Raw genomic sequence first — 25376 nt, forward strand, 5'->3', positions numbered from 1 at the left:
CAACACCAAACAACCCCTCAACAAGGAGCGATCGTGGCGCGCGACATCGCGGCTCCCACCACTACTTCCGACGTCCCGACCAAGCACCAGGAGCTCGTCTCCTGGGTCGGCGACATCGCAGCCCTCACCCAGCCGGACCGCATCGTCTGGTGTGACGGGTCCGAGGCCGAGTACGAGGCTCTGTGCGACGAGCTCGTCTCCCAGGGCACCTTCAAGAAGCTGGACCCGGCCAAGCGCCCGAACTCGTACTACGCCGCCTCCGACCCCTCCGACGTCGCGCGCGTCGAGGACCGGACCTTCATCTGCTCCGAGAAGGAGGAGGACGCGGGCCCGACCAACCACTGGAAGGCCCCCGCCGAGATGAAGGAGCTCTTCGCCGGCAAGGGCGAAGAGGGCGGCATCTTCCGCGGCTCCATGAAGGGCCGCACGATGTACGTCGTGCCCTTCTGCATGGGCCCCCTGGGCTCGGAACTCTCCGCCATCGGCGTCGAGATCACCGACTCCGCCTACGTCGCCGTCGCCATGCGCACCATGACCCGCATGGGCCAGGCCGTCCTCGACGAGCTCGGCACCGACGGGTTCTTCGTCAAGGCCGTCCACACCCTCGGCGCCCCGCTCGCCGAAGGCCAGGCCGACGTGCCGTGGCCCTGCAACACCACCAAGTACATCTCGCACTTCCCGGAGACCCGCGAGATCTGGTCCTACGGATCGGGCTACGGCGGCAACGCCCTCCTCGGCAAGAAGTGCTACGCCCTGCGCATCGCGTCCGTCATGGCCCGCGACGAGGGCTGGCTCGCCGAGCACATGCTGATCCTCAAGCTCACCCCGCCGGCCGGCGAGGGCGAGGCCAAGTACATCGCCGCAGCCTTCCCGTCCGCCTGCGGCAAGACCAACCTGGCCATGCTGGAGCCGACCGTCCCCGGCTGGACCGTCGAGACCGTCGGCGACGACATCGCCTGGATGCGCTTCGGCGAGGACGGCCGCCTCTACGCGATCAACCCCGAGGCCGGCTTCTTCGGCGTCGCCCCCGGCACCGGCGCACACACCAACGCCAACGCCATGAAGACGATGTACGCCAACACCGTCTTCACCAACGTCGCGCTCACCCCCGACGGCTCCGACGTCTGGTGGGAGGGCATGACCGAAGAGGCGCCCGCCCACCTGATCGACTGGAAGGGCAACGCCTGGACCCCGGAGTCCGAGACCCCGGCGGCCCACCCCAACGCCCGCTTCGCCGTCCCGGCCTCGCAGTGCCCGACGATCGCCCCCGAGTGGGAGGACCCCAAGGGCGTCCCGATCTCCGCGATCCTCTTCGGCGGCCGCCGCGCCTCCGCCGTGCCGCTGGTCACCGAGTCCTTCGACTGGAACCACGGCGTCTTCATCGGTTCGAACATCGCCTCCGAGAAGACCGCCGCCGCCGAGGGCAAGGTCGGCGAGCTGCGCCGCGACCCCTTCGCCATGCTGCCCTTCTGCGGCTACAACATGGGCGACTACATGGGCCACTGGGTCGACGTCGCCAAGGACAAGGACCAGTCCAAGCTCCCGAAGATCTACTACGTGAACTGGTTCCGCAAGAACGACGCGGGCAAGTTCGTGTGGCCGGGCTTCGGCGAGAACAGCCGCGTCCTGAAGTGGATCGTCGGGCGCCTCGAAGGCACCGCCGAGGGCGTCGAGACCCCGATCGGCATCCTGCCGACCGTCGCCTCCCTGGACACCGACGGCCTGGACCTGCCCGCCTCCGACCTGGAGTTCCTGCTCACGGTCGACAAGGAGGTCTGGCGCGACGAGGCCTCCCTGGTCCCGGCGCACCTGAACACCTACGGCGACCACACGCCCAAGGAACTGTGGGACCAGTACGAGGCGCTCGTCGAGCGTCTGGGCTGAGCCCCGGCACCAATGAACTCCCGCAGCCGGCTGTCCCCGGCCGCGGGCTGACGCGGGATTCCCCGACCTAGGATTCCCTGCGACCTTCCAAATAGGTCGTGTGCGTCTGCTGACGGCGGGCCTCCGTTTCACGGAGGTCCGCCGTCTGGCGTTCCGCCTCCTCGCGCAGCAGCGACAGCTGCCGCTCCAGGTGGCGCTCCGGTGATTCGCCGCCCGGCGTGAGCCGGGTCCACCAGCGGGTCCGGTTGTAGGTGTCCACGCACTCGGGCACGTCCGTGCGGATCGCCCGCGTCAGCGCGTGCACCGCCTCCGGATCGGTGGCCAGTACGCCGGCCACCCAGCCCGGCTCCAGCATCGCCGCGTAGAGCTCCAGCAGCCCGGCCAGCACCCCGGCCGGCTCCGCCGGCAGGTCCACCTCGGCCACGTACTCCCGCAGCCGCGCGAAGTCCTCCCGTACGAAGCCCAGTTCCTCGGCGGGCTCCGGGGGCCTGGGGGGCTCGGGCAGGTCCGGCGGGGCGATGAGCGCGCCCGCCGCGTACAGCCCGGCGACCACCGCGGGCCAGTAGGTGCCGGCGACCCCGGTGAGGGTCAGGCCCAGGCCGAGGAGTCCGCAGGCGCTGCCGGCCAGGTTCTTCTTAGATTCCAGGTATCCGAGGAGCCTATTGGTAGCCACGGATCTCCTCGAAGGCTCCGTTCAGTGAACCGTTGCCGCCGGTGGCGTCGAAGAGCCGTCCGCCGGTCAGTTCGGTGATGTGGCCGAGCTCCTTGCGGTCCGAGTCCCCGAAGAGCACCGCGAAGACCGGCGTGTGCTTCTGCGCCTCCGGCAGCCCGGCGTAGAAGGTGTCGAAGTGCTTGGCCCCGACGCCCTCGGTGTTCTCGCCGTCCGTCATCAGCACGATCGAGGTGAAGGCCTCCGCGTTGCCCTGCCCCAGCTGCTGGTACGCCGCTTCCAGGCTGCCGTAGATCGCGGTGCCCCCGTCCGGCTCGAGCGCCTTCACGTCCCCCCGGATCGCGTCCAGGGCCGGTCCCGGATTGCCCGGTTCCACCACATGCGTCAGTACCTTCTTCACCTTGTCGCCGAACGGCAGGAGCGTCACCTCCTCGCGGTCCCGGAACCGCTGCCCGGTCCCCGAAGTCCCCGTACCCGTCAGGTCGGTGAGCGCGTCCTTCAGCCGCCCGATGCGGTTGTCGTCGCCCATCGAGCCCGAGGTGTCCAGCACGTACACCGTGCGCGAGGGCCGGCGCAGCTCGTTCTCGTAGGAGGCCAGCAGCCCGTCCGCCACCGAGCGGGTGCCCGGGAAGGGGAGCTCGCGCCGCTTGTCCGCGTTCAGCCCGGCCGCCGGGGCCACTCCGGCCGCCACCGGACGGCGGAAGGTCTTCTCGGTGATCGACTTCTGGGCCGCGGCCCCGCTCAGGTACTCGGTCAGCGCCCGGCCCGACTCGCGGGCCCCGGCCGGGGCCGAGGTCAGCAGGGTCAGCGGGTAGTGGGCGGTGACCACCCCGTCGAGCGGCCGGATCACCGTCAGGTCCGTCTTCGCGTCCCGGTTCATGGACAGCAGCACCGACTCGTAGTTCACCAGCGCGTCCACGTCCCCGCGCTTCTCGTACGCCGTCGCCAGCCAGCCCGAGGAGCCGGAGGTCAGCTTCTGCCCGGTGAAGAACTCCTTCAGCTTCGGCTGCGCCTTCGCCACGTCCGCGTCGGTCAGCGCCGCCTGCGCGCCCGACAGCCCCGAGGCGACCGAGATCAGCGCGGAGAAACCGGAGTTGGAGCGCACCGGATCGGTCATCCCGTACGTCAGCTTCCCGGCGGCCACGGCCTCGTGGACCGCCGACCAGGTGACCTCCTCGGGCTTCCACCCGAGCCGGGCCAGCGCCTGCGGCTTCACACCGATGGCGACCGGCGAGGACATCACCGGGGTCTCGCTCGACAGCTTGCCGGCCGCCTCCGGCCGCAGCCGCAGGTAGTCGTTGGAGGAGAGCCAGACGGCGTCGTACTTCCCGTCCGCCTTGCCCGTGGCGATCTGCTCGACCGCGTCCAGGGTGCCCGACATGGTCAGCTCGACGCTCACCCCGGTGGCCTTCTTGGCCTCCTTCAACACCTCGTCCATGTCGGAGAGTTCGCTGGAGGCCAGGACCCGCAGCTTGCCCTCCTGGTACACCGACTGCTTCGGCCCGCCGGAGCCGCCGGAGCCGCTCTCGGAGGTGCAGGCGCCCGCCCCGAGCAGGGTGGCGGCCAGTGCCACCGCGGTGGCGAGCCGTCTGCGCACCACGGCGCCGCGGATGCTCATCGCCCGCCCCCTTCGAGGGCGCTCGCGGTGCGGGTGCGCGCCAGGTACGCCGAGGCGGACTGGAGCTCGCCGGTCAGGGACTCCACGGTGGCCGCCATGTTCTCCGTCGCCTGCACCTTGAAGGTGTCGATGGCGTCGAGGGTCTTGTAGATCTGCGCGAAGGCCGTCCGCAGGGTCTCGGCCCCGACCGCCGGGTCGGCGGCGATCCGCTGGATCTCCCCGCTCTGCGTGGACAGCATCTCCGCGTTGCCCCGGATGAGGTCTTCGGTGGTGTCGCGCAGGGTGTCGATCTGCTTGATCACCAGCTTCTGGTTCTCGAGCGCCGAGGCCAGCATCACGGCGATCCGCAGCGCGGACACCGTGGTGGTCGCGGCCCGCTCGACGCCCTTGATCAGCTCGTCGTTGTTGCGCCGAACCACGTCCATCGCCAGGTATCCCTGGGCGCAGACGGCCAGTTGGGTCAGCAGGTCCTGGTGCTTCTGCCGGACGGGGAAGAGCACGTCGACGCGGAGCGCGTCGGCCTGCCCGGGGTCGCCCTCGCCGGAGATCCGCTGCTCGACGGCCGCGTCCAGGGCCTCGGTGAGCACCGCGTACTCCTGGAGCTTGCCCATGGTCTCCCACAGCCGGGCCCGCTCGGTGTGCAGGGCCGCGTTGTCGCGGCGCAGCTCGTCCTGGCCGCCGCGCAGGGAGCCGACGATCCGGTTGAGGGTCGCCTGGGAGGAGGCGTACTTGGCCACGTGGTCGCGGAACCTGTTCCCGCCGGGGAGCTTCGAGAGGAGCTTGCCGAACCCCTTGGCCGGGGAGTCGCTCGGATCCAGGTCCACGACGGTGCGCCGCAGTTCGACCAGGGAGTTCGCCACGCGGCCCTGGGCGTCGCCGCCGCCGTCCGCGCCCAGGGAGCGTACGGCGCGGTCCAGCATCCGGTTGGACTGCTGGGCGGCGCTGCGGATGTCGGCGGAGCCCAGGCCCGTGATCTCCCCGATGCGGGTGGCGAACTCGGGGGAGCGGCTGTCGATGCCGGCCAGCGAGCCGACGTACTCCCCGGCCCGGCGGGCCATCTCGTCGCGCACCCCGTCCTGGAGCGGTACGAGGCTGGAGGCCTGCTCCCGCTTGACGGGGGCGACGGGCTCGGGAGGGGTGAGGACGAGCGGGCTGTCTGCGCCCTCGTCGGGGTGTGTCAGTGTCATCGTGTGGTGTCCCCCCTATCCCTTGGCGCGCGCGGCCAGCGCCATCAGGATCTTGACGGTCGGGGCGCCGACCTGGCGGATGCCGGTCAGCCCCGGGTTGAGGTACGCGGTGTACGGCGTGGTCGCGGCGGTGAACTCCGCCAGCCCCTCCTGCGGCCGGAACCCGTGGCGGATCTCCAGCGCGCGCAGGGCCGGGTCGGAGACCAGGAGGGCGCCGAGGTCCTTGGCGTTCTCGCTGATCGGCACGTAGGTGTGCGGGGAGTTGACGGTGGTGTCCGGGTAGAGGACCACCATGTCGCCCGGATCCTGCTTCTGGAGGAGCAGGCTGGCCACCTGGGACTCGTAGGCGAGGATGAGCGGTTCGCCGCTGCCGCTGAGGAAGGCCCGGAAGGGGTCGTCGGTGGACTGCGGCTGGGCGCCCTGGACGGAGATCATCTTGCGCATCAGGGGTGCGGTGCGCTCGATTCCGGCGTCGTCGGAGACGACGGTGGAGTTGTTGGCGACGTTGGAGGTCGTGGCGAGGAAGAGCGCGCCCGAGTTGGAGGTGGCCGGATCGGTGGTCCGGATGAACACCGTGCCGTTCAGCTCGGGGAAGGCGCTGGTGCCTCCCTGGAGTTCCTGCCAGCTCTTCTGCCCGACCGCGGCCTTCAGGTAGGGGCCGAGGAGGAGCGTGCCGGTGTTCTTGCCCGTCATCTTCGCGAGGCCGTGGTCGGTGAGGACCTTGGCGGCGTTGGCGCGGGCGATGACCACGAGCGGGGAGAAGAAGGGCTTGGTGGTCTGGGCGCCCTTCACCCCGGCCGCGGCCTCGATCTCGGCGGCCGGCTCATTGCTGCTGGGGAAGGCGAAGTCGAACTCCTTGAGGGCGAGTTGGTCCATCGCCCAGGAGCCCGAGGTCTCCGTCTTCACGGTGTAGCCCTTGTCCTTCAGGGCCTTGACGACGTCGGGGTCGCGGAAGAACTCGGACTTCTCCGAACCGATGACGCCATGCACGGTCTTCGTTGCCGTGCCCTCCGGCTTCTTGCCCCCGAGAGCGATGGCGGCTATCACGCCGCCGATCAGGAGGACCGCCAGGGCGATTCCTAGGATGCGTCTCACGGGTGCAGAGTGCTCGCGGAAACCCACATTCCGCGCTGAGTTGAATGAACGGGGGGTGGCCAGGCGGTCCCACTTCGAAATGCTGTGTGACTCCGTGGGTGCTGGTGACCGGGGCGGGCGGCCGGGAGGATCGTGCCATGGCCGTGAGCGCGTTGAAGTGGCAGGGCTGGCTGGTCGCCCTGGTGTGTGTGGCGGGAATGATGGTCTTCGCCCCGCTGGGGCTGTACGTGTGGGCCGGGGGCGCGCCGGCGCCGCGGCCCGGCTCGGCGGCGCGGGAGGACGTACGGATCACCGACTGCCGTATCGATCCGGCGAGCCGCCGTGTCGTGGCCTCGGTGGAGGCGGTGAACCGCTTCCCGGGCGCGGGGGCCTACGTGGTCACCGTGGAGTTCCGCGAGAAGGAGACCCGGGCTCCGGGCGACCGCTGGGCCCAGGCCCTGGTGAAGATCCCGGGCGTGGCCCCGGGGGCGACGGAACACGGAACCTCCCTGGGGCCGGTCTGGCCCCCGGACACGGTCCCGTGGTGCGGGGTCGCGGCGGCGGAGTTCACGGCAGCCGAGTTCACCGCGGCTGCGCCGGCGCCGTGACTGCGGAGGTTCAGTGACCCCGGCGGTTGCGCCGCTGCACGAAGTACCAGATGAGCAGGCCCACGAGCACGATGAAGACGATGGCGATGACGAGGAGGACGATCCCGAACGCCTTGAAGCCCTTCTTCTTGGACTTCTTGGACTTCTTCGGCTTCCCGGTCGTCGACTCGGGAGCCTTGGCCGGGTGCCCCTGGACGAGCCAGGTCCCGCTGCCGACCGACGCGGAGCGCTGCTGCGGCAACTGCTGTGCGTACGAGGCCTGTTGGGCCCGAGGAGCGGCCTCGGCGGCCACCGGCCCCGCGAAGAGCGCGGTCCCGAGCAGCAGGGCCAGGACGACCCCGGCGCGGCGCATGACGTTCGGCTGGTGCATCGTCTGGTTCCCCCCGGCAAGGCAGTTGTCAGACATGTTGTACCGGCTGCGGGGAAAGCCCGCTACCCCCGGCGGGAAATCCCGGCTTCGCCGGGCAATCCCGGCCTCGGCGGGCAATCACACCCCCGCCGGGCAATCTCAGCCCCGCCGACGCTTACGATCCAGCCCCGCCGGCGTTTGAGGCGCGGGGTCCGGGGCGGAGCCCCAGGTCTTTCCGGGCTCCGAGCCGCACCAGAAACGGGTTACAGGTCCAGCCCCGCAGGGCAATGGCGCCCGGTCCGGAGCCTCCGCGGCCCCGGACCGGGGCCGTCAGTGGGCGCCGACGAGGTCGAGCGCGGCGGTGTGTGCGTCCATGCGCTCGGCGGCGAGGATCGCGACGGTGGTGTCGGCGCGGGACGCGGCGACGAGCAGGGCGCGGGCGGCGAGGTCGTGGGCCCGCTGGTGCAGCGGGGCGGCGTTCTCGGGGGCCTGGCCGGGGTGGTGGGGTGCGCGGGTGGGCTGCGCACCGCGCAGCCGGGTCACCTGGAGGGCGATCTCCACGGCCGCCTCGTCGAGCCCCAGCTCGTCGGTGACGGCGAGCAGCGCGGCGAGGTGGCCGCCGAGCTGGATGTCCAGCGCTTCGGCGCGGCTGCTGCGCGGGTACTCGGTGGTGGGGCGGCCGCCCATGCGGGGATCGACCGGCTTGGTCCGGATCGGCTCGTACATGAGGTGGCCTCCTGCGTGGTCAGGAGACCATCCTACATTGGATTCGGTCTAAAGTTGAGTTGAATCTTGGACGCGCGGCGTGTCGGGCCGCGCGTCGCGCCCTACGGCTGGCTGTAGCCCTCCAGGAAGTTCCCGATCCGGGTCACCGCGTCGGCCAGATCCTTCGCGTTGGGCAGGGTCACGATGCGGAAGTGGTCGGGCTCGGGCCAGTTGAAGCCCGTACCGTGCACGACCATGATCTTTTCCTCGCGCAGCAGGTCGAGGACCATCTGCCGGTCGTCCTTGATCTTGTAGACCGAGGGGTCGAGCTTCGGGAAGAGGTACAGCGCGCCCTTGGGCTTCACGCAGGTGATGCCGGGGATCTGCGTCAGCAGGTCGTACGCCGTGTCGCGCTGCTCCAGGATCCGTCCGCCGGGCAGGACCAGGTCGTTGATCGACTGGCGTCCGCCGAGCGCGGTGGCGATGGCGTGCTGGGAGGGCATGTTCGCGCACAGGCGCATGTTCGCCAGGATCGTCAGACCCTCGATGTAGGACGAGGCGTGCTTCTTGGGCCCGCACACGGCCATCCAGCCGGACCGGTAGCCGGCGACGCGGTAGTTCTTGGAGAGCCCGTTGAAGGTGAGCGTCAGCAGGTCCGGGGCGATCGCGGCGGTGTTCGTGTGGGTGGCGCCGTCGTAGAGGATCCGGTCGTAGATCTCGTCCGAGCACACGATCAGGTTGTGGCGGCGGGCGATGTCCGTCAGCCCGCGCAGCATCTCGTCGTCGTAGACGGCGCCGGTCGGGTTGTTCGGGTTGATGATCACGATGGCGCGGGTGCGGTCGGTGACCTTGCGCTCGATGTCGGCGAGGTCCGGCATCCAGTCGGACTGCTCGTCGCACCGGTAGTGCACGGCGGTGCCGCCGGCCAGGCTGACGGAAGCGGTCCACAGCGGATAGTCCGGCGCCGGGACGAGCACCTCGTCGCCGTCGTCGAGCAGCGCCTGCATCGACATCTGGATCAGCTCGGAGACGCCGTTGCCGATGTAGACGTCTTCGACGTCGAGCTCGATGCCCTTGGTCTGGTAGTGCTGCATCACCGCGCGGCGCGCCGAGAGCAGGCCCTTCGCGTCCCCGTACCCGTGGGCGTTGCCCAGGTTGCGGAGGATGTCCTCAAGGATCTCCGGCGGGCACTCGAAGCCGAAGGCCGCGGGGTTGCCGGTGTTGAGCTTGAGGATGCGATGACCTGCTGCTTCGAGCCGCATCGCCTCTTCGAGCACGGGGCCGCGGATCTCGTAGCAGACATTGGCGAGTTTCGTTGACTGGATCACCTGCATGACGGGAGCTTACGGGTCCGCGTGCGGGTGCGCTCCGGTATTCGCTCCGAAGTGGAGGGGCGGACGGTGGACCGATATGTCCCCTTTCGCGCGAAGGCCGGGTGTGAGCGGCACGCACCCTTGGAAACCGGGGCCGGCCCCGCGCTCCGGCCTGCGGAATGAGTGGGGGCGGGAGTGGGCACCGGACCGGTGTTGCGCTCGTCACCCTGTCTGCTCCTAGGGTGTGCGCGGCGCGCGACGGCGCACGTCGGTGATCAAGGAGAGCGGGGGGCGCGGGAGATGAGCGGCAAGGGGAGAGCGGGCGGGCCGAAGGCGGACCTGGCCTCGGTATTGCGGTTCGCGACGGAGTTGTGCGCCTGGGTGGCCACCCCCTGGGCGCTGGCCGGCTGGTCGGTGGCGGCGGCGGTGGCCGGTGTGGTGCTGCTGATCGGCCTCCCGACCGTCTTCGCCACCCCGGGGGACAAGGCGCAGGTGATGGTCCCGGTCCCGGGTGCGGTGACGATCGCCCTGGTCCTGCTGCAGCTGGCCGCCGCGGTGGCCGCGTCCTGGGCCGCCTGGCCGCTCTGGGCGGCGGCCGCGGTGACCGTGCTCGCGGCGGCCTGCCTGGTGACGGAGCGGCCCCGCTGGCGCCGCCTGCTGGCGGCGGGCTGAGCCCTGCCGGTCCGCGGTCCGGCCGCCTGAGGCCTGCCCATCTAGGTACGTGGCATGAGTACGCGCACTCATGCGGCCCGGTCGGCCCCGGTGGAGGCTTGCCGTCCGAGATCGTTTGAGGGGTGGGGCAGTGGAGTTCACGATCGGGGACATGGTGATCGAGGCGCTGGGTTCGTACGGGGACGACCGGGCGATCGAGTTCTGGGCCACGGTGCACGGGGCCGAGGCCCCGGCCGTCTTCGCCATCCACCGCGAGCACGACAAGGACTGGGAGTCCGCCTGCCTCACCGTCGACCCCTCCTCGGGCAGCGTCCCGGTGGCGGCGGTCGAATGGGCGGTGGAGTTCGCCCGCGAGTACCTCTAGCCGCAGGCGGCTTGGCCCCGGACGGCTAAGAGCCCCGCGGCGGGCGCTGCCACCTCGTGGGTGGTGCGCCCGCCGCGGGGCTCTTCAATGGCGGGGGAGCGGGCCGTCAGGCCGACCAGTTCCGGCCGCCCGGTCCGGTCCGGGAGGTTGCCCCGGACCGGACCCGCACCACGCGGCCCTCGGCCGCCAGCTGCTTGAGGTCGCGGTGGATCGTCATCCGGCTGACGCCGAGGTCCCGTACGAGGTCCGCGACCCAGACGCGACCCTGTTCCCGCGCCACGCCGGCGATCAGTTCCCGCCGTTCCCCGCAGGGCATCCCCTGACCGGGAGTGCGCGGCTCGGACACGGTTACTTCGCCTCGGCCTTCAGGATCTCGGCGAGCTCCTCGTCGGACTCGCGGCCCGGGGTGGGGAGGTTCCACTTGGTGATGGCGAAGCGGAAGACGAAGTAGTACACCGCCGCGAAGCAGAGGCCGATGCCGGCCAGGCCCCACGGGTTGGACGCGATGCCGAGGTTGAGGACGAAGTCGATGGCGCCGGCCGAGAAGCCGAAGCCGTCCTTCATCCCGAGGGACCAGGTGAGCGCCATCGAGACGCCGGTCAGGACCGCGTGGATCGCGTAGAGGACCGGGGCGATGAACATGAAGGTGAACTCGATGGGCTCCGTGATGCCCGTGACGAAGGCGGTGAGCGCGAGGGAGAACATCATGCCGCCGACGACCTTGCGGCGCTCGGGGCGGGCGCAGTGGACGATCGCGAGGCAGGCCGCCGGGAGGGCGAACATCATGATCGGGAAGAAGCCGGTCATGAACTGTCCGGCCGTGGGGTCACCGGCGAGGAAGCGGTTGATGTCGCCGTGGGCGCCGTTGTACTCGCCGGCCTGGTACCACGGGAAGGAGTTGATCAGGTGGTGCATGCCGACCGGGATCAGCGAGCGGTTGACGACACCGAAGATGCCCGCGCCGACGGAGCCGGAGTTGACCAGCCACTCGCCGAGGCCGTGGATGCCCTTGCCGAGCACCGGCCAGATGAGACCGAAGACGATGCCGGTGACCAGGCCCGCGAAGGAGGACAGGATCGGGACGAGGCGGCGGCCGCCGAAGAAGCCCGCCCAGTCGGGCAGCTTGGTCCGGTAGAACTTCTGGTAGAGCAGGGCGGTGATGATGCCCATCACGACGCCGCCGAGGACACCGGCGTTGACCGGGGCGTTGACCAGGGCGACTTGGTGGTCGACGACCTTCTCGACCTGCGGGACGTTGCCGTCGGTGAAGGTGCCCAGCACGTTGGAGAAGACCACGTAGCCGGCGACGGCCGCGAGGCCGGTGGAGCCGTCGGACTTCTTGGCGAAGCCGACCGCGATGCCGACGGCGAACAGCAGGGCCAGGTTGCCGAAGACGGCGTTGCCGCCGGCCGCCATGTACTTGGCTATCTCGTTCACCCAGCCCGGCAGGGACTCGCTGCCGAGCATGTCGGCGTTGCCGAAGCGCATCAGCAGCGCGGCGGCCGGCAGCACGGCGATCGGCAGCATGAGGCTGCGGCCGAGGCGCTGCATGACCGCCATGACGGCGGAGTTCTTCTTGGCAGACGGGGCCGTCTGCTCGGCTGTACTCACGGTGCTTCCTCCAGAGGAAACCAGGTGTGTTGCCAAGGAAGGGCAGCGCTTGTGTGGGCTGGGCAACAGCGGGGGGAAATGCGCTATTTGCGGCGCGGTAGTCCAGTTGTAACACGGTTAAAACCGCATAAACCTGCTGCTGCGCGGACTGTGGACCTAAGGCCCGCAGGGTGGGGTCGCAAGCCTTGCGGGACAGGTGCCTTCCGGCGTTGTCAGCGGGTCCGGGTACCTTCCGCAAGAGGGGGAAGGGGTGAGGCCGATGTCGCAGCTGAAGATCGTCCGGGGGGACGCGACCAGCCCGCAGGCCAAGGGGCCGAAGATCGTCGCGCACGTGTGCAACGACCTCGGGGGCTGGGGGAAGGGCTTCGTCCTCGCGCTCTCGAAGCGCTGGAGCGGGCCGGAAGCCGAGTTCCGGGCCTGGCACCGGGGACGCAGCGGGAACGACTTCGCGCTGGGCGCGGTCCAGCTCGTCCAGGTCCTCCCGGACCTCTGGGTCGCGAACATGATCGGCCAACGGGGCATCCGCACCGGCAGTGCGGGCCCGCCCGTCCGCTACGAGGCGATCGACCGCTGCCTGGCCACCCTGGCCACCCGCGCCGCCGAGCTGGACGCCTCGGTCCACATGCCCCGCATCGGCTGCGGCCTGGCGGGCGGAAAGTGGTCCCGCGTCGAGCCACTGATCAGCGCCCGCCTGTGCGCGAAGGACATACCCGTCACGGTGTACGACTTCGGCTGAGCCGTGGCGTGTCCACCCCAACGGGTGACGGGAAATCCGGCCTTTTCCGTTCCGGACGAATCGGTGGCGATGAAGCCAATCCGGCAGTACAGGTCATCTCATATGCCTGCGTGTCGCCATTCGGTTTCCGGCCACCCAGACCGCTGCCATTTGCCGTCTGACCTGCGGTTTCGGTAGGAGTGGGACCTATGGCAGAGGACATTCCCCATCTCATCGGCAAGTTCGAGCTGACCTCGCCGGAGCACTACGACGCCTACCTCGGCGCGGTCGGCATGGGCCCGGCCCAGCGGGCCCTGGCGGTGAGTGCCGCGCCGGTGGACGAGTTCACCGCGACCGCGACGGGCTATCGGCTGAGAGTGCGGACCGCTCTGCGGACCATCATCCAGGAGTTCGAGCTCGGGGTGGGGTTCGGCTGGAAGAACGAGGCCGAGCTCGACGCGAAGACCACCTTCACCGGGTCCGGGGACCAGGGGCTGGTGGAGGTGGACCTGCTCGAAGGGGGAGGGGCGATCACTGTCCTGTGGACCCCCGCGCCCCAGGGCATGACGAAGGTCTTCTCCTTCGGCGGGGCCACCTTCACCTGCGCCTACAAGCGCATCGGCTGACCCCGCCTCGGATACGTCCGTATGCACGTACCTACGGGAGGTAGCGCTCGATCGCTGCCGGGCCTTCCTTCTCCATCATTTCGCGGGCCTTCTTGACCCGCTCCGGAGTCACGTCCCGGCCGCTCGCCATGACGAGGTCCTCGGGGTCGTACGGGCGCTCCCCGCCCGAGTAGAGCTTGGCCGGGCCCTTGGTCTTGGGCTGCTGGTCCGCTTCACTGTCCATGGCTGCCTCCTCCTGGTGCCGCCCCCTGGCCCCATCCTCCGACCGTGACGCCATGAACGCACCTCGGGCCCGGGCGCCGACGTCACCCGGCGTTGACCGCCAGCGTCGCCGTCAGGGCGATGATCGCGCCGCAGATGCCGAGGTTTGCGATCTTGTGCTCCCAGAACACCGCGACGAACTCGCGGATCGTCGCGCTCGGCCAGAAGTACTTCGCCGTCGGCGAGCCCAGGACCTGCCCGTTCACCCCGGCCTTGCGGGCGGTCATCGCGGCGCGGAAGGCGTGGAAGTTGTTGGTGACCACCACGCAGCGGTAGCCGGGATCGCCGGCGAGCATGATCTCGCGGCTGAGCCCGAGGTTCTCCTGCGTCGTGCGGGAGCGGTCCTCCAGCCGTACGTGGTCGTCCGGCACGCCCTGTGCGATCAGCCAGTCGGCCATCGCCCGCGCCTCGGCGACCTTCTCGTCGGCCCCCTTGCCGCCCGAGGTCAGCAGGAGCGGTACGCGGCCGCCCCGCGCGATCTGGGCGTCGTGGATCTCCATGCCCTTGCGCAGCCGGGAGGCCAGCAGCGGCGGGACCCGGTCGCCGCCGATCAGGCCGGAGCCCAGCATCACCACGTAGTCCACGTCCCCGCGCACCTTGATCCGGCCGTAGAGGTAGGCGTAGGCGAGGAAGCAGAGGAAGAGGAAGGAGACGTATCCGGCGAGGAAGACCACGCCCCCCACCACCGCGTCCCACCTCTGGGAGCCCTGGTTGCCCAGGGTCAGGACGAACGAGATCAGGGCGAAGATCCCCACACCCGCCACGAAGGAGAGCAGGTTGGCCGGGCGGCGGCCCTCCTTGCGGACCATGGTCAGGCCGTTGCCGATCAGGAAGACGCCGAGTGCGACCGTACCGAGGGCGGGGACCAGGAAGACCAGCGCGACGATGATCCCGCCGAGGCCGTGGGGCAGATCGGGCACCAGGGTCAGCAGCCCGATCGACGCGAATATGAAGGTGAGGCCCAGATAGACCGCGTTGCGAAAGCGCCGGCGGTCGGCCCGGACGCTCAGGCCGAAGAGGGCGAGGAAGAGCGCGGCAGGGACAAAGGCGTACATGCCGCTCATCGTAGGTGGAAAGTATGAAGATCTAGCGGCCACCATGCGGCGTCCGGCGGATCGCGCGCCCCGCCAGGACGTCTGTCCTGAGCCCGTCCCGCATCACGAAACGGCCGTCGATCAGGACGTGCGGAATCCCGGTCGGCAGCGCGCGCGGCCGCTCGTACGTCGACCCGGCCGCGACCGTCAGCGGATCGAACAGGACGAGGTCCGCGCGGTGGCCCACCCGCACGGTCCCCCGGTCGGGCAGCCGCAGCCGGGCCGCCGGGCGTCCCGACAGGTGCGCGACGCACTCCTCCAGGGAGAGAACGCCCAGCTCGCGCACGTAGTGCCCGAGGTAGTGCGGGAAGGTGCCGTACGCCCGGGGATGCGGCTTCGCGCCCTGGAGGATGCCGTCCGAGCCGCCCGTGTGGACCGGGTGGCGCATGATCGCCCGTACGTTCTCCTCGTGCCCCACGTGCTGCAGGATGCTGGGCCCCAGCCGGTCGTCCAGCAGCAGCCGCCGGGCGGTCTCCCAGTCGGGCAGACGGGTGCCGACCAGGGCCCCGTTCGCCGGATCCGTGGTTCCGGCGATCTCGATCGTCGACCAGTCCACGGGCACCCCGTGGCAGCCGTCGGCGCCCTCCACCTCCAGCGCGTACCGGATCCGCTCGGCCTCGCCGTCGTCGCGCAGCCGGGCCAGGACCGCCTCCGGACCGCCCTCGTTCGCCCAGCTGGGCAGCAGCGCGACGAGGGTGGTGCAGCCCGGGGTGTACGGGTAGCTGTCGAGGGTGATGTCGGCGCCGGCGGCCAGCGCGCGGTCGAGGAGGCCCAGGAGCTCCCCGGCGCGGCCCTGGTTCTCGCCGAAGTTCATCGTGGCGTGCGCGAGGTGCAGCGCGCAGCCGGCCTCGCGGGTCAGCTCGACCATCTCGGCGTAGGCGGCGAGCGCCCCGCGCCCGTAGGAGCGGTGGTGCGGGCAGTAGTAGCCCCCGTACGAGGCCACCACCCGGCACAGCTCCGTCAGCTCGGCGCCGGACGCGTACATGCCGGGGGTGTAGGTGAGCCCGGAGGACATCCCCACCGCGCCCTGCGCGAGGCCCTCGGCGACGAGCGCGCGCATCCGGTCGAGCTCGGCGGGGGTCGCGGGCCGGTCGCCCCAGCCCACGACGAGGGCGCGGACGGTGCCCTGGGGGACGAGGTAGGCGGCGTTGACGGCGATGCCCTGCGCGTCGAGGCGGTCGAGGTAGCCGCCCACGTCCCGCCAGTCGAAGTCGATGTCCGTGCTGCCGGGCGCGGCGCCGTTCCAGCCGGCGATGGCGGCCCGCACCCCGGTCAGGGTCCGGTCGTCCACGGGGGCGTACGACAGGCCGTCCTGCCCCAGGACTTCGAGGGTCACGCCCTGGGCGGCCTTCGCGCTGTGGTCCGGATCGCGGAGCAGCGCCAGGTCGCTGTGGGCGTGCATGTCGACGAAGCCGGGGGCCAGGACCAGCCCGTGGGCGTCGAGGGTCTCCCGCCCGCCGCCCCGGATCCTGCCCACCTCGGCGATGCGGCCCGCGTGGACGCCGACATCGGCGGTGCAGGAGGGCCCGCCCGTGCCGTCGACGACGCGGGCCCCGCGGATGACCAGGTCCACGGCCTAGAAGAAGGTCCGGACGTACTCGGCCACGGTGCCGTCGCTCTCCACCACCGGGATCAGCGGCCACTTCTCGAAGATCGTGCACGGGTGGGACATGCCCAGCGCCACCCAGTCGCCGACCTGGAGGTCGTCGGCGGAGTCGGTCTCCACCCAGGCGTGCTGGTCGGAGAGCTTGGTGACGCGGACCGAGCCGGCGGCCGGGGTCCGCTCGATGCCGGTCACCGGATCGCGGAGCAGCTCCACCTCGGGCAGACCCAGGTCGTAGGCGATGTCGCGCTTGCCGGCGTTGACGAACGCCTGGGTGGGGGAGGGCCGGGAGACGACCTGCGCCCAGAGCCGGAACGCGGGGCGCAGCGCGCCCTCCTCCGGGATCCGGTTGAAGGGGGTCAGGCGGGTGTACCAGCCGTGGTCGTGCGAGACGTACGCGCCGGAGCGCAGCAGCTTGAGCACCGGCCGGGACAGCTCCGGGATCTCGGCGAACACGTCGGCGACGGCGTCGAACCAGGCGGAGCCGCCGGCGCTGACCACGATCTCGTCGAGGTCGGCGGGGAACCGCCCGGCCTTGTCGAACTCGACGGCGAGCGCGGTCAGGCGGCGCAGGTACGCGTGCACGGACTCCGGTTCGGCGCCGGGGACTTCGGCCTCGTACCCGGCGATGCCGACCAGGCGCAGGGTGGGCGCCCGGTCCACGGCGTCGGCGACGGTCCGGCAGTCCTCGTCGGTACGGGCCCCCGTACGGGCGCCTTCGCCCGCGCCGAGCTCGACGACCACGTCGACGACGGCGATGGCGGGCTGCCCCTGGAGGGCCTGATCCATGAGCTCGACCCCGCGCACGGAGTCCACGTAGCAGACGAACCGGAAACCGGGGTCGGCGGCGAGCTCGGCGGCGACCCAGCGCAGGGCGGCGGCGTCGACGAGCTCGTTGGCGAGGAAGATCCGCTGGATGCCGAAGGCGCGGTAGACGCGGGCCTGGTGGGGCACGGCGGCGGTGATGCCCCATGCGCCCTGCTCGAGCTGACGGTGGAACAGCTGGGGGGCCATGCAGGTCTTGCCGTGCGGCGCGAAGGCCAGGCCGTGGCGCTCGGTGTACGCCTTGAGGGCGGCGAGGTTGTGGCTCAGCGCGTCGGCGTCCAAGGTCAGGACGGGGGTGGTGAACCCTCCGGAGAAGAGGTCCCGCCGCTGGGCGGCGAGCTGCCCGACGGTGAGGCCCGCGCGCTCGGCGTCCGGGGGGAGGCCCTTGAACCGGTGGTCGACCGGTTCCTGGGCGAGGGCCTGGACGGGGTCGCTGGGCATGGGTACGTGCCTCCCGGGCGTTGTGCATGGCGCAACGGTCGTTGCGTGTGCCGCTGCATGCTGTCTAACATCCCGGATGACGGCGGGTCAACGGGCCCCGGCGGAACGGAGGGCGCGGAGTTGAGTCAGTCCGTGGAACGGGCGCTGCGGATCCTGCCCGCCCTGGCCAAGGGCCCCGCCGGGCTCGGCGAGGTCGCCGAGGTGCTCGGCGTGCACAAGAGCACCGCCCTGCGGCTGCTGCGCACCCTGCACGAGCACGGCTTCGTGTACAAGCAGACCGACGGCCGCTACCGGCTCGGGGCCTCCCTCTTCGCGCTGGCCGCCGAGTCCATCGAGAACCTCGACGTGCGCGACATCGCGCACCCGCACCTGGTCGAACTCAACCGCACCACCGGCCACACCGTGCACCTGGCCCTCCACCAGGACGACGAGGTCGTCTACATCGACAAGGTCGACAGCCGCTATCCGGTCCGGATGTACTCGCGCATCGGCCGGCCCGTGCCGCTGACCGTCGCGGCGGTGGCGAAGCTGCTGGTCGCCGACCTCCCCGAAGCCGAGCGGACCGCCCTCGCGCACCGGATCGAGTACCCGGCCTACACCCCGCGCTCGACCCCGGACGCCGCCGCGTACCTGCGCGAGCTGGACCTCGTACGGGCGCAGGGCTGGGCCACCGATCTGGGGGGCCACGAAGAGGCCCTGAACTGCCTGGCCGCCCCCATCCGCGGCCCCGGCGGACGCGTGGTCGCCGCGATGTCCGTCTCCGCCCCCGGCGTGGTCGTCTCCGCCGAGGGGCTGCTCGAACTGCTCCCGCTCGTCCGGCAGACCGCCGACACCATCGGCCGCGAGTACTCAGGCTCGGGCCCCGCACAGGAAGACCCGTCATGACCGAGAAGACCGCCATCACCCCCGGCACCCACACCACGCCCCCCGCGAAGTTCTCGCACGGGGTGCGCAAGGGCAACATCCTCCAGGTCGCCGGCCAGGTCGGCTTCCTCCCGCACGTGGACGGTCAGCCGCCCACCCCCGCCGGTCCCACCCTGCGCGAGCAGACCCTCCAGACGCTGGAGAACGTCCGCTCCGTCCTGGAGGCGGGCGGTGCGAGCTGGGACGACGTGATGATGATCCGCGTGTACCTGACGGACACCGGCCACTTCGGCGAGATGAACGGCATCTACAACACCTACTTCGACGAGCAGGGACTCAAGGAGGCCCCGGCGGCCCGCACCACCGTGTACGTGGGCCTGCCCGCCGGACTGCTGATCGAGATCGACGCCCTCGCGGTCCTCGATTCCGCCGCCTGAGCCCGAGGGTGGGTACCCTCTCCGTTGACTTGGGGCGTCGGCAAGGGCTGAATCGCCGCTGATACTGGGATGGTTCCTGATGGGCACAGCACCAACGGCCGGCTTCTTCCAACCACTCAAGGCGGACGATCCGGCCGTGGTGGGCGGCTACCGCCTGGCGGCGGTGCTCGGCGCGGGCGGCATGGGCAAGGTGTACCTCTCGTACACGCCCGGCGGCCGGCCCATCGCGATCAAGGTGATCCGGTCCGAGTTCGGCGAGGACCCCGAGTTCCGGCGCCGGTTCCAGCAGGAAGTGCGGGCCGCCGAGCGGGTCCAGGGCCTCTACACGGCTCCCGTCATCGACTCGGACACCGAGGGCGCGCAGCCCTGGCTGGCCACGGCGTACGTGCCCGGGCCCTCGCTCGCGCACGCCGTGGCCCAGCACGGCGCGCTGCCGCCGCGCAGCGTGCTGCTCCTGACCGTCGGGGTCGCCGAGGCTCTGACCGTCATCCACGGCGCGGGCATCGTCCACCGCGACCTGAAGCCCGCCAACGTCCTGCTGGCCTCCGACGGGCCGCGCGTCATCGACTTCGGCATCGCCCGTGCGGCCGACAGCACCGCCCTGACCAGCACCGGCGTCTCCATCGGCACCCCGGCGTTCATGGCACCCGAACAGGCCTCCGCGGGTACCGTCACCGCGGCCACCGACATCTTCGCCCTCGGCCAGATCGCGGCCTACGCGGCGACCGGTTCGTCCGTCTACGGCGACGGGCCCTCGCACGCGGTGCTCTACCGGATCGTGCACGAGGAGCCGGACCTCAGCGCCCTGCCCGAGGAGCTGCGGCCCGTGGTGACCCGGTGCCTCAGCCGCGACCCGGCCGACCGCCCGACCCTGAGCGAGATCATCGAGCTGTGCAACGCGGCCTCCGAGGCCCCGCTGCGCCAGGGTGAGGACTGGCTGCCGCGCGCCGTCGCCGGGTCCCTGACCGAGCGGCAGCAGCAGCTGCCCGCACCGGCGCCGACCCCGCCGCCGCAGCAGCCCACGGCGGGTCCGGCACCGACCCCGCCGCCGGGGGCCGCGTACACCCCGACCTCCCTGTCCGACGCGCCGCCGCACGCCGCGCCCACGCAGGCCGCTCCGGCGCAGCCCGCGCCGGGTTCGGTGCCGCCGGGGTACCGGCCGCAGGCCCCGTACGCGCAGCCCGCGTACCCGCAGCAGCCCGCGCAGCCCTCGTACCCGCAGCCCCAGCCCCCGCAGCCCCACTACGCGCAGCCCACGTACCCGACGGGCCAGAGCACGCCACCGCCCTTCCACACCCAGGGGTTCGCGCCCGGGATGCCCCCGCAGCCCCGCCCCAAGCGGACCGGGCTGATCGTCGCCGGGGCAGTCGTGGCGGCGGTCATCGGGCTCGCGGTCCTCGGCTCCCTGCTGCCGGACTCCGACAAGGGCAGTGCGTCCGGGAAGCCCGGCAGCGGGTCGAGCGGGAGCGCCTCGGCGGGCGGAGCGAAGAAGCCGGTCGACCCGCAGCCCGTCTCGTACCAGGGCATCGAAGTGCCCCAGAACTACCAGGTGATGCTCGCGGACAACCCGCCGCGCCCGGCCGAGGACCAGAGCGGCGCGGGCATCCTCTACGGACACGGCGACCTCTACTACTTCCGGGACACCCTCTTCGGAGACGAGAAGTTCGGCAGCGACAACGGCAAGCTGGTCCTGCTGAACAACTCCGAGAAGGGCTCCCTGGAAACCTGCCGCACCGTGACCCGCTTCACCGAGAAGCTCGGGCTCGACGAGCTCACGGACGGTTCGCAGGTCTGCGTGCTGAGCAAGGCCGGACACATCGCGGTGGCGACCTTCCACGGCCGCAAGGGCGGCAAGGAGGAGACCCGCTACATCACCCTCGACCTCACCATCTGGCGGAACGCCGGGGAAGCGAAGAAGGACTAGACCCGGGGCCGGACGGCGAAAGGGGCGCCCCCCTGGCGGTGGGGCGCCCCGGCTCATGCGGATCCGGCCGCTAAAGCAGCCCGGCCACTACGAGCAGTACTGCGCGGCCTTGCCGATCGAGCGGTACATGCAGTCCGCGTTCTCCAGTAGCTGGAGCACCGCGTCCTTGTTCCGCGAGGTCTCGCGGTCGATGACCTCGTCCGGCGGGTAGAAGCCGCTGCTCCCGGAGTCCGTCGGGTACATCTCGAAGGTGTAGGCGAAGATCTTCTGGTTGCCCCACAGCCAGTCGTCGATCGTCCCGTCCGTGATGTACAGGTCGCTCGACTGCTCCGGCGTGTAGCCGTTGCTGGCCGCCATGCTGGTGCCGATCTTCTTGTACACGGCCAGGTCGTCCGCGGTCATTCCGGGCGCCGTGTCGTTGTACGTCCACCCGAAGGGCCACAGCACGAGCTCGCTGTACGTGTGGAAGTCGATGGCGGCCTTGATCTGCTGCTTGCCGCCGACCACGCGGCTGCGTACGAAGTCCGAGACGACCTTGACCTCGGGCGCCGACGCGGCGGCCGGACCCCGGTAGGTCTCGGAGCTCTTGCTGGAGCTGGAGCCGCCGCAGCAGCCCCACTTGTAGTCCCAGTTGCGGTTCAGGTCGGTGCCGACGGCCGAGGAGCCCGTGTTCGGCTGGCGGTTCTTGCGCCAGGAGCGGTACGAGCCGCTGGCGATGTCGTATTCGCCGCCGTCCGGGTTGAGGTCCGGGATGATCCACAGTTCGCGGCTGTTGACCATGTTGGTGATGCGGGCGTCGGTGCCGTACTTGGAGCCCCACTCCTTGAGCAGGTACAGGGCCATCTCCACCGTCAGGTGCTCGCGCGCGTGCTGGTGGTGGGTGAAGAGGACTTCGGGCTCGTTCTCGTCGGTGCCGACGTTGTCGCTGATCTTGATGGCGACGATGTCCCGGCCCTGGTAGGACTTCCCGATGACCTGCTTGCTCATGATCGAGGGGTACTGGGCGACGCGCTGGTCGATCTCCGCGTTCGCCTCGGCGTAGTTGTGGTAATTCGAGTCCGCCGAAGGGAAGTCGGCGGCGCCGGTGGCGACGCCGCGCCCCTCCGAGCGGTCCGGGGGTCCGGGCAGGGCGGTCAGCTTGTAGCCGAGCGCGCGCAGGCTTCTGGCCTGCGCGGTGTCGGCGCTGACGACGACCGAGCGGGCGTCCACCTCGTCGATCGAGGCGCCGGTGCGGAGCAGGGCGGTGCGTTCGGCCGCGGTGGCCGGGCCCTGGATCTCGTACTGGACGATCGACTCGTCCTGGGTGGCGGTGGACGGGCTGGGCGGTGGGGCTGCCGTCGCGCTCATGCCGTAGGCGGGTGCGCCGAGCGCGAGTGCGAGAAGGGCCGCCGTGACGGCGGCCCTTCGGCGGTGGTGGAGCCGCATGCGTTCTCCTGGGTGGGAGTGTGGGGGTAGCCGTGCGGACGCGCACAGCGTGCTCTCATGGCATGTCCGGGTCAAGAATTGCAAACCAGCCAAAAATCCCGGTGTCCGCTCATCCCCACACACCTACCGCCTACGGCAGGCCGCGTGCCCCTACGGCAGGCCGTGGACCTTCGGGCCCACCGCGTTGGACCAAGCGCTGCCCGCCTTGGCGTCCCAGTTGGTCGACCAGGTCATCGCCCCGCGCAGTGCGGGGTACGTCTTGGACGGCTTGAAGTTCCCGCAGCTCGTGCCCTTGGTCAGGCAGTCCAGCGCGTTGTTCACGATGGTCGGGGAGACGTAGCCGCTGCCCGCGCCGCTCGGGGAGGCCGGGACACCGATGCCCACCTGCGAGGGGTCGAGCCCGCCCTCGAGCTGGATGCAGGCCAGCGCGGTGAGGAAGTCCACCGTGCCCTGGGAGTAGACGTTGCCGTCGCAGCCGTTCATCGAGCCACTGTTGTAGTACTGCATGTTGACGACGGTCAGGATGTCCTTCACCGCCAGCGCCGTCTTGAAGTAGCCGCCCTGGGTCGACTGCATGTCGATGGTCTGCGGGGCCATGGTCAGGACGAAGGAGGAGCCGGCCTTCGAGGCGAGCGAGTGCAGCGCCTGGGTCATGTAGGTGGGGTTGAGGCCGTTCTCCAGGTCGATGTCGATGCCGGAGAAGCCGTACTCCTGCATCAGCGCGTACGCGGAGTTCGCGAGGTTGTTCGCGGACGCCGTGTCGTTGACCGTGATGGTGCCCTTCTCGCCGCCGATGGAGAGGACGACGGACTTGCCGGCCGTCTTCTTCGCGGCGATGTCGGCCTTGAACTGGGCGACGGTGTAACCGCCGAGGCCGGCCGAGTCGAGGTTGAAGGCGATGGAGCCCGGCGTGCTCGTGGCGTCGGCGAAGGAGACGGCGATGATGTCGTACTGGGAGGACACGTCGGAGATCTTCTGGACGGTCGCGCCGTTGTTGAAGTTCTGCCAGTAGCCCGTCAGTGCGTGCTTGGGAACCGCCGGGTTCGGGTTCGGGTTGCCGCCCCCGCCGCTCGTGGTGGTGCCGGTGACGGCCGCCGCCTTCGTGCCCTCGCCGGCCGCGTTGTACGCGCTCACCTGGAAGGAGTACGAGGTCGACGCGGCGAGCCCGGTGATCTGGGCGGAGGTGCCCGAGGTCACGGTCTGGACGCGGACGCCGTCCTGATACACGTAATAGCCGGTGGCGCCGGTGACGGCGTTCCACGAAAGGGTGAGCCCGCTGGAGCTCTGGCCGGAAACGGCGGTGCCGGCCGGGGCGCCGGGAACGGTCGGGGCGGGATCCGTGCCACCGCCGCCGTCGGGGCCGAAGACGCTGAACTCGTCGACCACATAGCCCGGCTGGCCGTACCAGCCGTGCGTCCAGACGGTGACCTGCGTGGTGCTCGCGCCGGTGGTGAAGGTGGTGGACAGCTTCTGGAAGCCGCCGCCGGTGCCGGGGGTCCAGGTGGAGACGTCCTGGGTGCCGGTCCCGGTCGCGCCGAGGTACACGTACGAGCCGTTGACCTGCTCGCTCAGCGTGTACGTCGAATTCGGCTTGACCGTGACGGTCTGGCTGCACTGCGCGTTGTCCTGGCCCGCCGGGGTGGCCTTGAGGGCGGCGGACCCCGCGAAGACGGGGGAGGAGACGACGGCGCCGCTGCCGGAGGTACAGGTCCAGTTGGAGAGGCCGGACTCGAAGCCTCCGTTGCGGACGACGTTCACGTCGGCGGCCTGCGCGGTGCCGGCGGCGAGCGCGGTGAGGCCGCCGGCGGTCAGGGTGGCCGCGCCCAGGAGGGCGAGGGAGCGTATGCGGTTCACGTGTGCTCCGTGGGGGGAGTTGGGGATGTGAGGTGCGCGTCAGAGGGCATGTGGGGTGCCCCGCCGCCAAGTTGGTCTAGTCCAATGCTCCTGTCAAGGGCGTTTGCAATATGGCTTGAACCGATCGGACGGCCCGGCCCCTTCCGCTCCCGGTTGTCCGGTTTTCCCGCCACCTGTGACACGTGCCGGAGGCACGGGAATTCGCAAGGCCCTGCCCTGTCAGGAAGGACGCGGATATGGTGCTGGGGCAAGGGGGAAGGGTGTTGATCGTTTGCGGTCGCGCAGCATGCGCGCACGCACCGCGGTCAGGGGAACACCCGTGGAGTACCGGGTGAACGGGGGGATGCGCGTGCCGACCGCCATTGCTGTCACCAGCGCCGATCTGATGCTGCCGGCCCCGGACCGGCACACTCCGGCGGCCGCCGTGCTGGCGCCGCCGCACGAGCTCGACCTGGAGGGCGCACTCGCGCAGACGGCCGCCCTGCTGGAACGCCACGGCCATCTCGTGGTCCTCGTACCCACCTGGCTGCCCGCCTCCGAGGCCCGGCGCCTGCACACCGTTCGGGCCATCCTGGAAACCGACCGGATCGCGCTGGTCGACATCGATCTCCCGCCGCTGGCGACCGCCCTGCTGGTACGCCAGCTGCGCCAGCTCAGCGTCTGCGACTTCAGCCCCGGAGTCCTCGCCTCCGCCGCCCGGCTGCTCGCCCACTACATCTACGCAGGCGCGCTGCTCGGCACGGTCGCCAAGCTGGACCGGGTCCCGGTCGGACTCAAGGCGCACGCCAAGTCCTGGGCGCCGAACGCCCAGTTCGCCGTCCTGGCGAACCCGGCCCCGTACCTCGTCAAACTGGGCTCGGGATCGGGCGGCGCGCACGGCGGCGGAGCCCTGCCCTCGGGCCCGGACTTCGCCACCCACCTCACCTTCGCCCGCGGCCAGCTCGCCTCCGACTGGGTGGTCTCCGAACTGGCCCCCGCCTGGAAGGTCCAGGGGGTCATGGAGAACCCGCTGCCGGCCGACTCGGCCGCCTGGTGGGCCACGCCCAAACTGGTCGAGTTCGCCGCCGCCATCCCGGACCCCGCGGTCCTCTACCAGCTCGTCGCCTCGGTCCGCCGCGACGAATGCCGCTGGTGCGGCCTCGAACTCATCGGCGACCGCTGCGGCTTCTGCGCAGCGCCGCTCACCGCGCCGCCCCCGCCGACGGCTCCCGCCGCGCAGCTCCGCCCCAGATCCAGATCCAGACTCTGACCG

25 protein-coding genes are annotated in these 25376 nt (G+C 70.8%); 10 read left to right on the plus strand and 15 right to left on the minus strand.

Annotated features, from left to right (window positions below; translation table 11 throughout):
• The first annotated feature begins 33 nt into the window (after positions 1–33).
• A complete protein-coding gene (locus OG490_RS23610) occupies positions 34–1884 on the plus strand; it encodes a phosphoenolpyruvate carboxykinase (GTP) (protein ID WP_330298272.1) in 1851 nt (616 codons plus the stop codon).
• Positions 1885–1951: 67 nt separating this feature from the next.
• Here OG490_RS23610 and OG490_RS23615 read toward each other — a convergent pair whose 3' ends face one another.
• The 4 genes from OG490_RS23615 to OG490_RS23630 are packed head-to-tail and all read right to left on the minus strand — an operon-like array spanning position 1952 to position 6454.
• Positions 1952–2557 carry a hypothetical protein gene (locus tag OG490_RS23615; protein WP_330298273.1) on the minus strand — a complete coding sequence of 202 codons (606 nt, stop codon included), beginning with the start codon at positions 2555–2557 and terminating at the stop codon, positions 1952–1954.
• Positions 2544–4172, minus strand: coding sequence for a substrate-binding and vWA domain-containing protein (locus OG490_RS23620; RefSeq protein ID WP_330298274.1), 1629 nt, complete (start codon positions 4170–4172; stop codon positions 2544–2546). The genes OG490_RS23615 and OG490_RS23620 overlap by 14 nt, the downstream gene beginning before the upstream one ends.
• Positions 4169–5359 (minus strand): toxic anion resistance protein, encoded by a 1191-nt coding sequence (locus OG490_RS23625; protein WP_330298275.1) that lies wholly within the window; start codon positions 5357–5359, stop codon positions 4169–4171. Before OG490_RS23625 ends, OG490_RS23620 begins: the two co-directional genes overlap by 4 nt.
• 15 nt (positions 5360–5374) lie before the next feature.
• Positions 5375–6454, minus strand: coding sequence for a substrate-binding domain-containing protein (locus tag OG490_RS23630; RefSeq protein ID WP_330298276.1), 1080 nt, complete (start codon positions 6452–6454; stop codon positions 5375–5377).
• Positions 6455–6597: 143 nt separating this feature from the next.
• On the opposite strand from OG490_RS23630, the gene OG490_RS23635 reads away from it, so the two are divergent.
• Positions 6598–7041: a hypothetical protein gene (locus tag OG490_RS23635; RefSeq protein WP_330298277.1), complete on the plus strand. Its 444-nt coding sequence runs from the start codon at positions 6598–6600 to the stop codon at positions 7039–7041.
• Between the two features lie 10 nt (positions 7042–7051).
• Here the strand turns inward: OG490_RS23635 and OG490_RS23640 are convergent, their stop codons facing one another.
• The 3 genes from OG490_RS23640 to OG490_RS23650 all read right to left on the minus strand — a co-directional run bounded on the left by OG490_RS23640 (position 7052) and on the right by OG490_RS23650 (position 9429).
• Complete coding sequence (locus tag OG490_RS23640) at positions 7052–7411, minus strand: hypothetical protein (protein WP_330298278.1); 360 nt, start codon at positions 7409–7411, stop codon at positions 7052–7054.
• Between the two features lie 309 nt (positions 7412–7720).
• Positions 7721–8116, minus strand: a complete 396-nt coding sequence (locus tag OG490_RS23645) for an SCO4983 family protein (protein WP_330298279.1) — start codon at positions 8114–8116, stop codon at positions 7721–7723.
• A gap of 101 nt (positions 8117–8217) precedes the next feature.
• Positions 8218–9429: a pyridoxal phosphate-dependent aminotransferase gene (locus OG490_RS23650; RefSeq protein ID WP_330298280.1), complete on the minus strand. Its 1212-nt coding sequence runs from the start codon at positions 9427–9429 to the stop codon at positions 8218–8220.
• A 279-nt stretch (positions 9430–9708) separates the two neighbouring features.
• Between OG490_RS23650 and OG490_RS23655 the strand changes: the two genes are divergently transcribed.
• Positions 9709–10080 carry a hypothetical protein gene (locus OG490_RS23655; protein WP_330298281.1) on the plus strand — a complete coding sequence of 124 codons (372 nt, stop codon included), beginning with the start codon at positions 9709–9711 and terminating at the stop codon, positions 10078–10080.
• Positions 10081–10210: 130 nt separating this feature from the next.
• Positions 10211–10444, plus strand: coding sequence for a hypothetical protein (locus OG490_RS23660; RefSeq protein ID WP_330298282.1), 234 nt, complete (start codon positions 10211–10213; stop codon positions 10442–10444).
• Positions 10445–10550: 106 nt separating this feature from the next.
• Here the strand turns inward: OG490_RS23660 and OG490_RS23665 are convergent, their stop codons facing one another.
• Both OG490_RS23665 and OG490_RS23670 read right to left on the minus strand, forming a co-directional pair.
• Positions 10551–10790: a DUF977 family protein gene (locus tag OG490_RS23665; protein WP_330298283.1), complete on the minus strand. Its 240-nt coding sequence runs from the start codon at positions 10788–10790 to the stop codon at positions 10551–10553.
• 2 nt (positions 10791–10792) lie between these two features.
• Positions 10793–12004 carry a PTS transporter subunit EIIC gene (locus OG490_RS23670; RefSeq protein WP_330301030.1) on the minus strand — a complete coding sequence of 404 codons (1212 nt, stop codon included), beginning with the start codon at positions 12002–12004 and terminating at the stop codon, positions 10793–10795.
• 310 nt (positions 12005–12314) lie between these two features.
• Here OG490_RS23670 and OG490_RS23675 point away from each other — a divergent pair, with 310 nt between their 5' ends.
• Complete coding sequence (locus OG490_RS23675) at positions 12315–12791, plus strand: macro domain-containing protein (protein ID WP_330298284.1); 477 nt, start codon at positions 12315–12317, stop codon at positions 12789–12791.
• Between the two features lie 188 nt (positions 12792–12979).
• On the plus strand, positions 12980–13396 hold the full coding sequence (locus tag OG490_RS23680) for a lipocalin/fatty-acid binding family protein (protein ID WP_330298285.1): 417 nt from the start codon (positions 12980–12982) through the stop codon (positions 13394–13396).
• 31 nt (positions 13397–13427) lie between these two features.
• Here the strand turns inward: OG490_RS23680 and OG490_RS23685 are convergent, their stop codons facing one another.
• From OG490_RS23685 to OG490_RS23700, 4 genes are all read right to left on the minus strand, one after another.
• Positions 13428–13619, minus strand: a complete 192-nt coding sequence (locus OG490_RS23685; RefSeq protein WP_330298286.1) for a hypothetical protein — start codon at positions 13617–13619, stop codon at positions 13428–13430.
• 82 nt (positions 13620–13701) lie between these two features.
• Entirely contained in the window at positions 13702–14712 is a 1011-nt protein-coding gene (locus OG490_RS23690; protein ID WP_330298287.1) for a YdcF family protein, read from the minus strand.
• A gap of 31 nt (positions 14713–14743) precedes the next feature.
• The gene (locus OG490_RS23695; RefSeq protein WP_330298288.1) at positions 14744–16324 is read right to left on the minus strand and encodes an N-acyl-D-amino-acid deacylase family protein; all 1581 of its coding nucleotides are present in this window, start codon (positions 16322–16324) and stop codon (positions 14744–14746) included.
• Between the two features lie 3 nt (positions 16325–16327).
• On the minus strand, positions 16328–17620 hold the full coding sequence (locus tag OG490_RS23700; RefSeq protein ID WP_330298289.1) for an amino acid deaminase: 1293 nt from the start codon (positions 17618–17620) through the stop codon (positions 16328–16330).
• A 120-nt stretch (positions 17621–17740) separates the two neighbouring features.
• On the opposite strand from OG490_RS23700, the gene OG490_RS23705 reads away from it, so the two are divergent.
• The 3 genes from OG490_RS23705 to OG490_RS23715 all read left to right on the plus strand — a co-directional run bounded on the left by OG490_RS23705 (position 17741) and on the right by OG490_RS23715 (position 20845).
• Entirely contained in the window at positions 17741–18505 is a 765-nt protein-coding gene (locus tag OG490_RS23705) for an IclR family transcriptional regulator (RefSeq protein WP_330298290.1), read from the plus strand.
• Positions 18502–18921 (plus strand): RidA family protein, encoded by a 420-nt coding sequence (locus OG490_RS23710; RefSeq protein ID WP_330298291.1) that lies wholly within the window; start codon positions 18502–18504, stop codon positions 18919–18921. The genes OG490_RS23705 and OG490_RS23710 overlap by 4 nt, the downstream gene beginning before the upstream one ends.
• A gap of 79 nt (positions 18922–19000) precedes the next feature.
• Complete coding sequence (locus tag OG490_RS23715; protein WP_330298292.1) at positions 19001–20845, plus strand: serine/threonine-protein kinase; 1845 nt, start codon at positions 19001–19003, stop codon at positions 20843–20845.
• Positions 20846–20932: 87 nt separating this feature from the next.
• Here the strand turns inward: OG490_RS23715 and OG490_RS23720 are convergent, their stop codons facing one another.
• Both OG490_RS23720 and OG490_RS23725 read right to left on the minus strand, forming a co-directional pair.
• A complete protein-coding gene (locus OG490_RS23720) occupies positions 20933–22270 on the minus strand; it encodes a M14 family metallopeptidase (RefSeq protein WP_330298293.1) in 1338 nt (445 codons plus the stop codon).
• Positions 22271–22420: 150 nt separating this feature from the next.
• Entirely contained in the window at positions 22421–24124 is a 1704-nt protein-coding gene (locus OG490_RS23725; RefSeq protein ID WP_330298294.1) for a chitinase, read from the minus strand.
• Positions 24125–24467: 343 nt separating this feature from the next.
• Here OG490_RS23725 and OG490_RS23730 point away from each other — a divergent pair, with 343 nt between their 5' ends.
• Positions 24468–25373: a hypothetical protein gene (locus tag OG490_RS23730; RefSeq protein WP_330301031.1), complete on the plus strand. Its 906-nt coding sequence runs from the start codon at positions 24468–24470 to the stop codon at positions 25371–25373.
• Positions 25374–25376 lie beyond the last annotated feature (3 nt).

Origin of the sequence: Streptomyces sp. NBC_00503 (assembly GCF_036346895.1) — a bacterium.
In the GTDB taxonomy this organism is placed as follows: domain Bacteria; phylum Actinomycetota; class Actinomycetes; order Streptomycetales; family Streptomycetaceae; genus Streptomyces.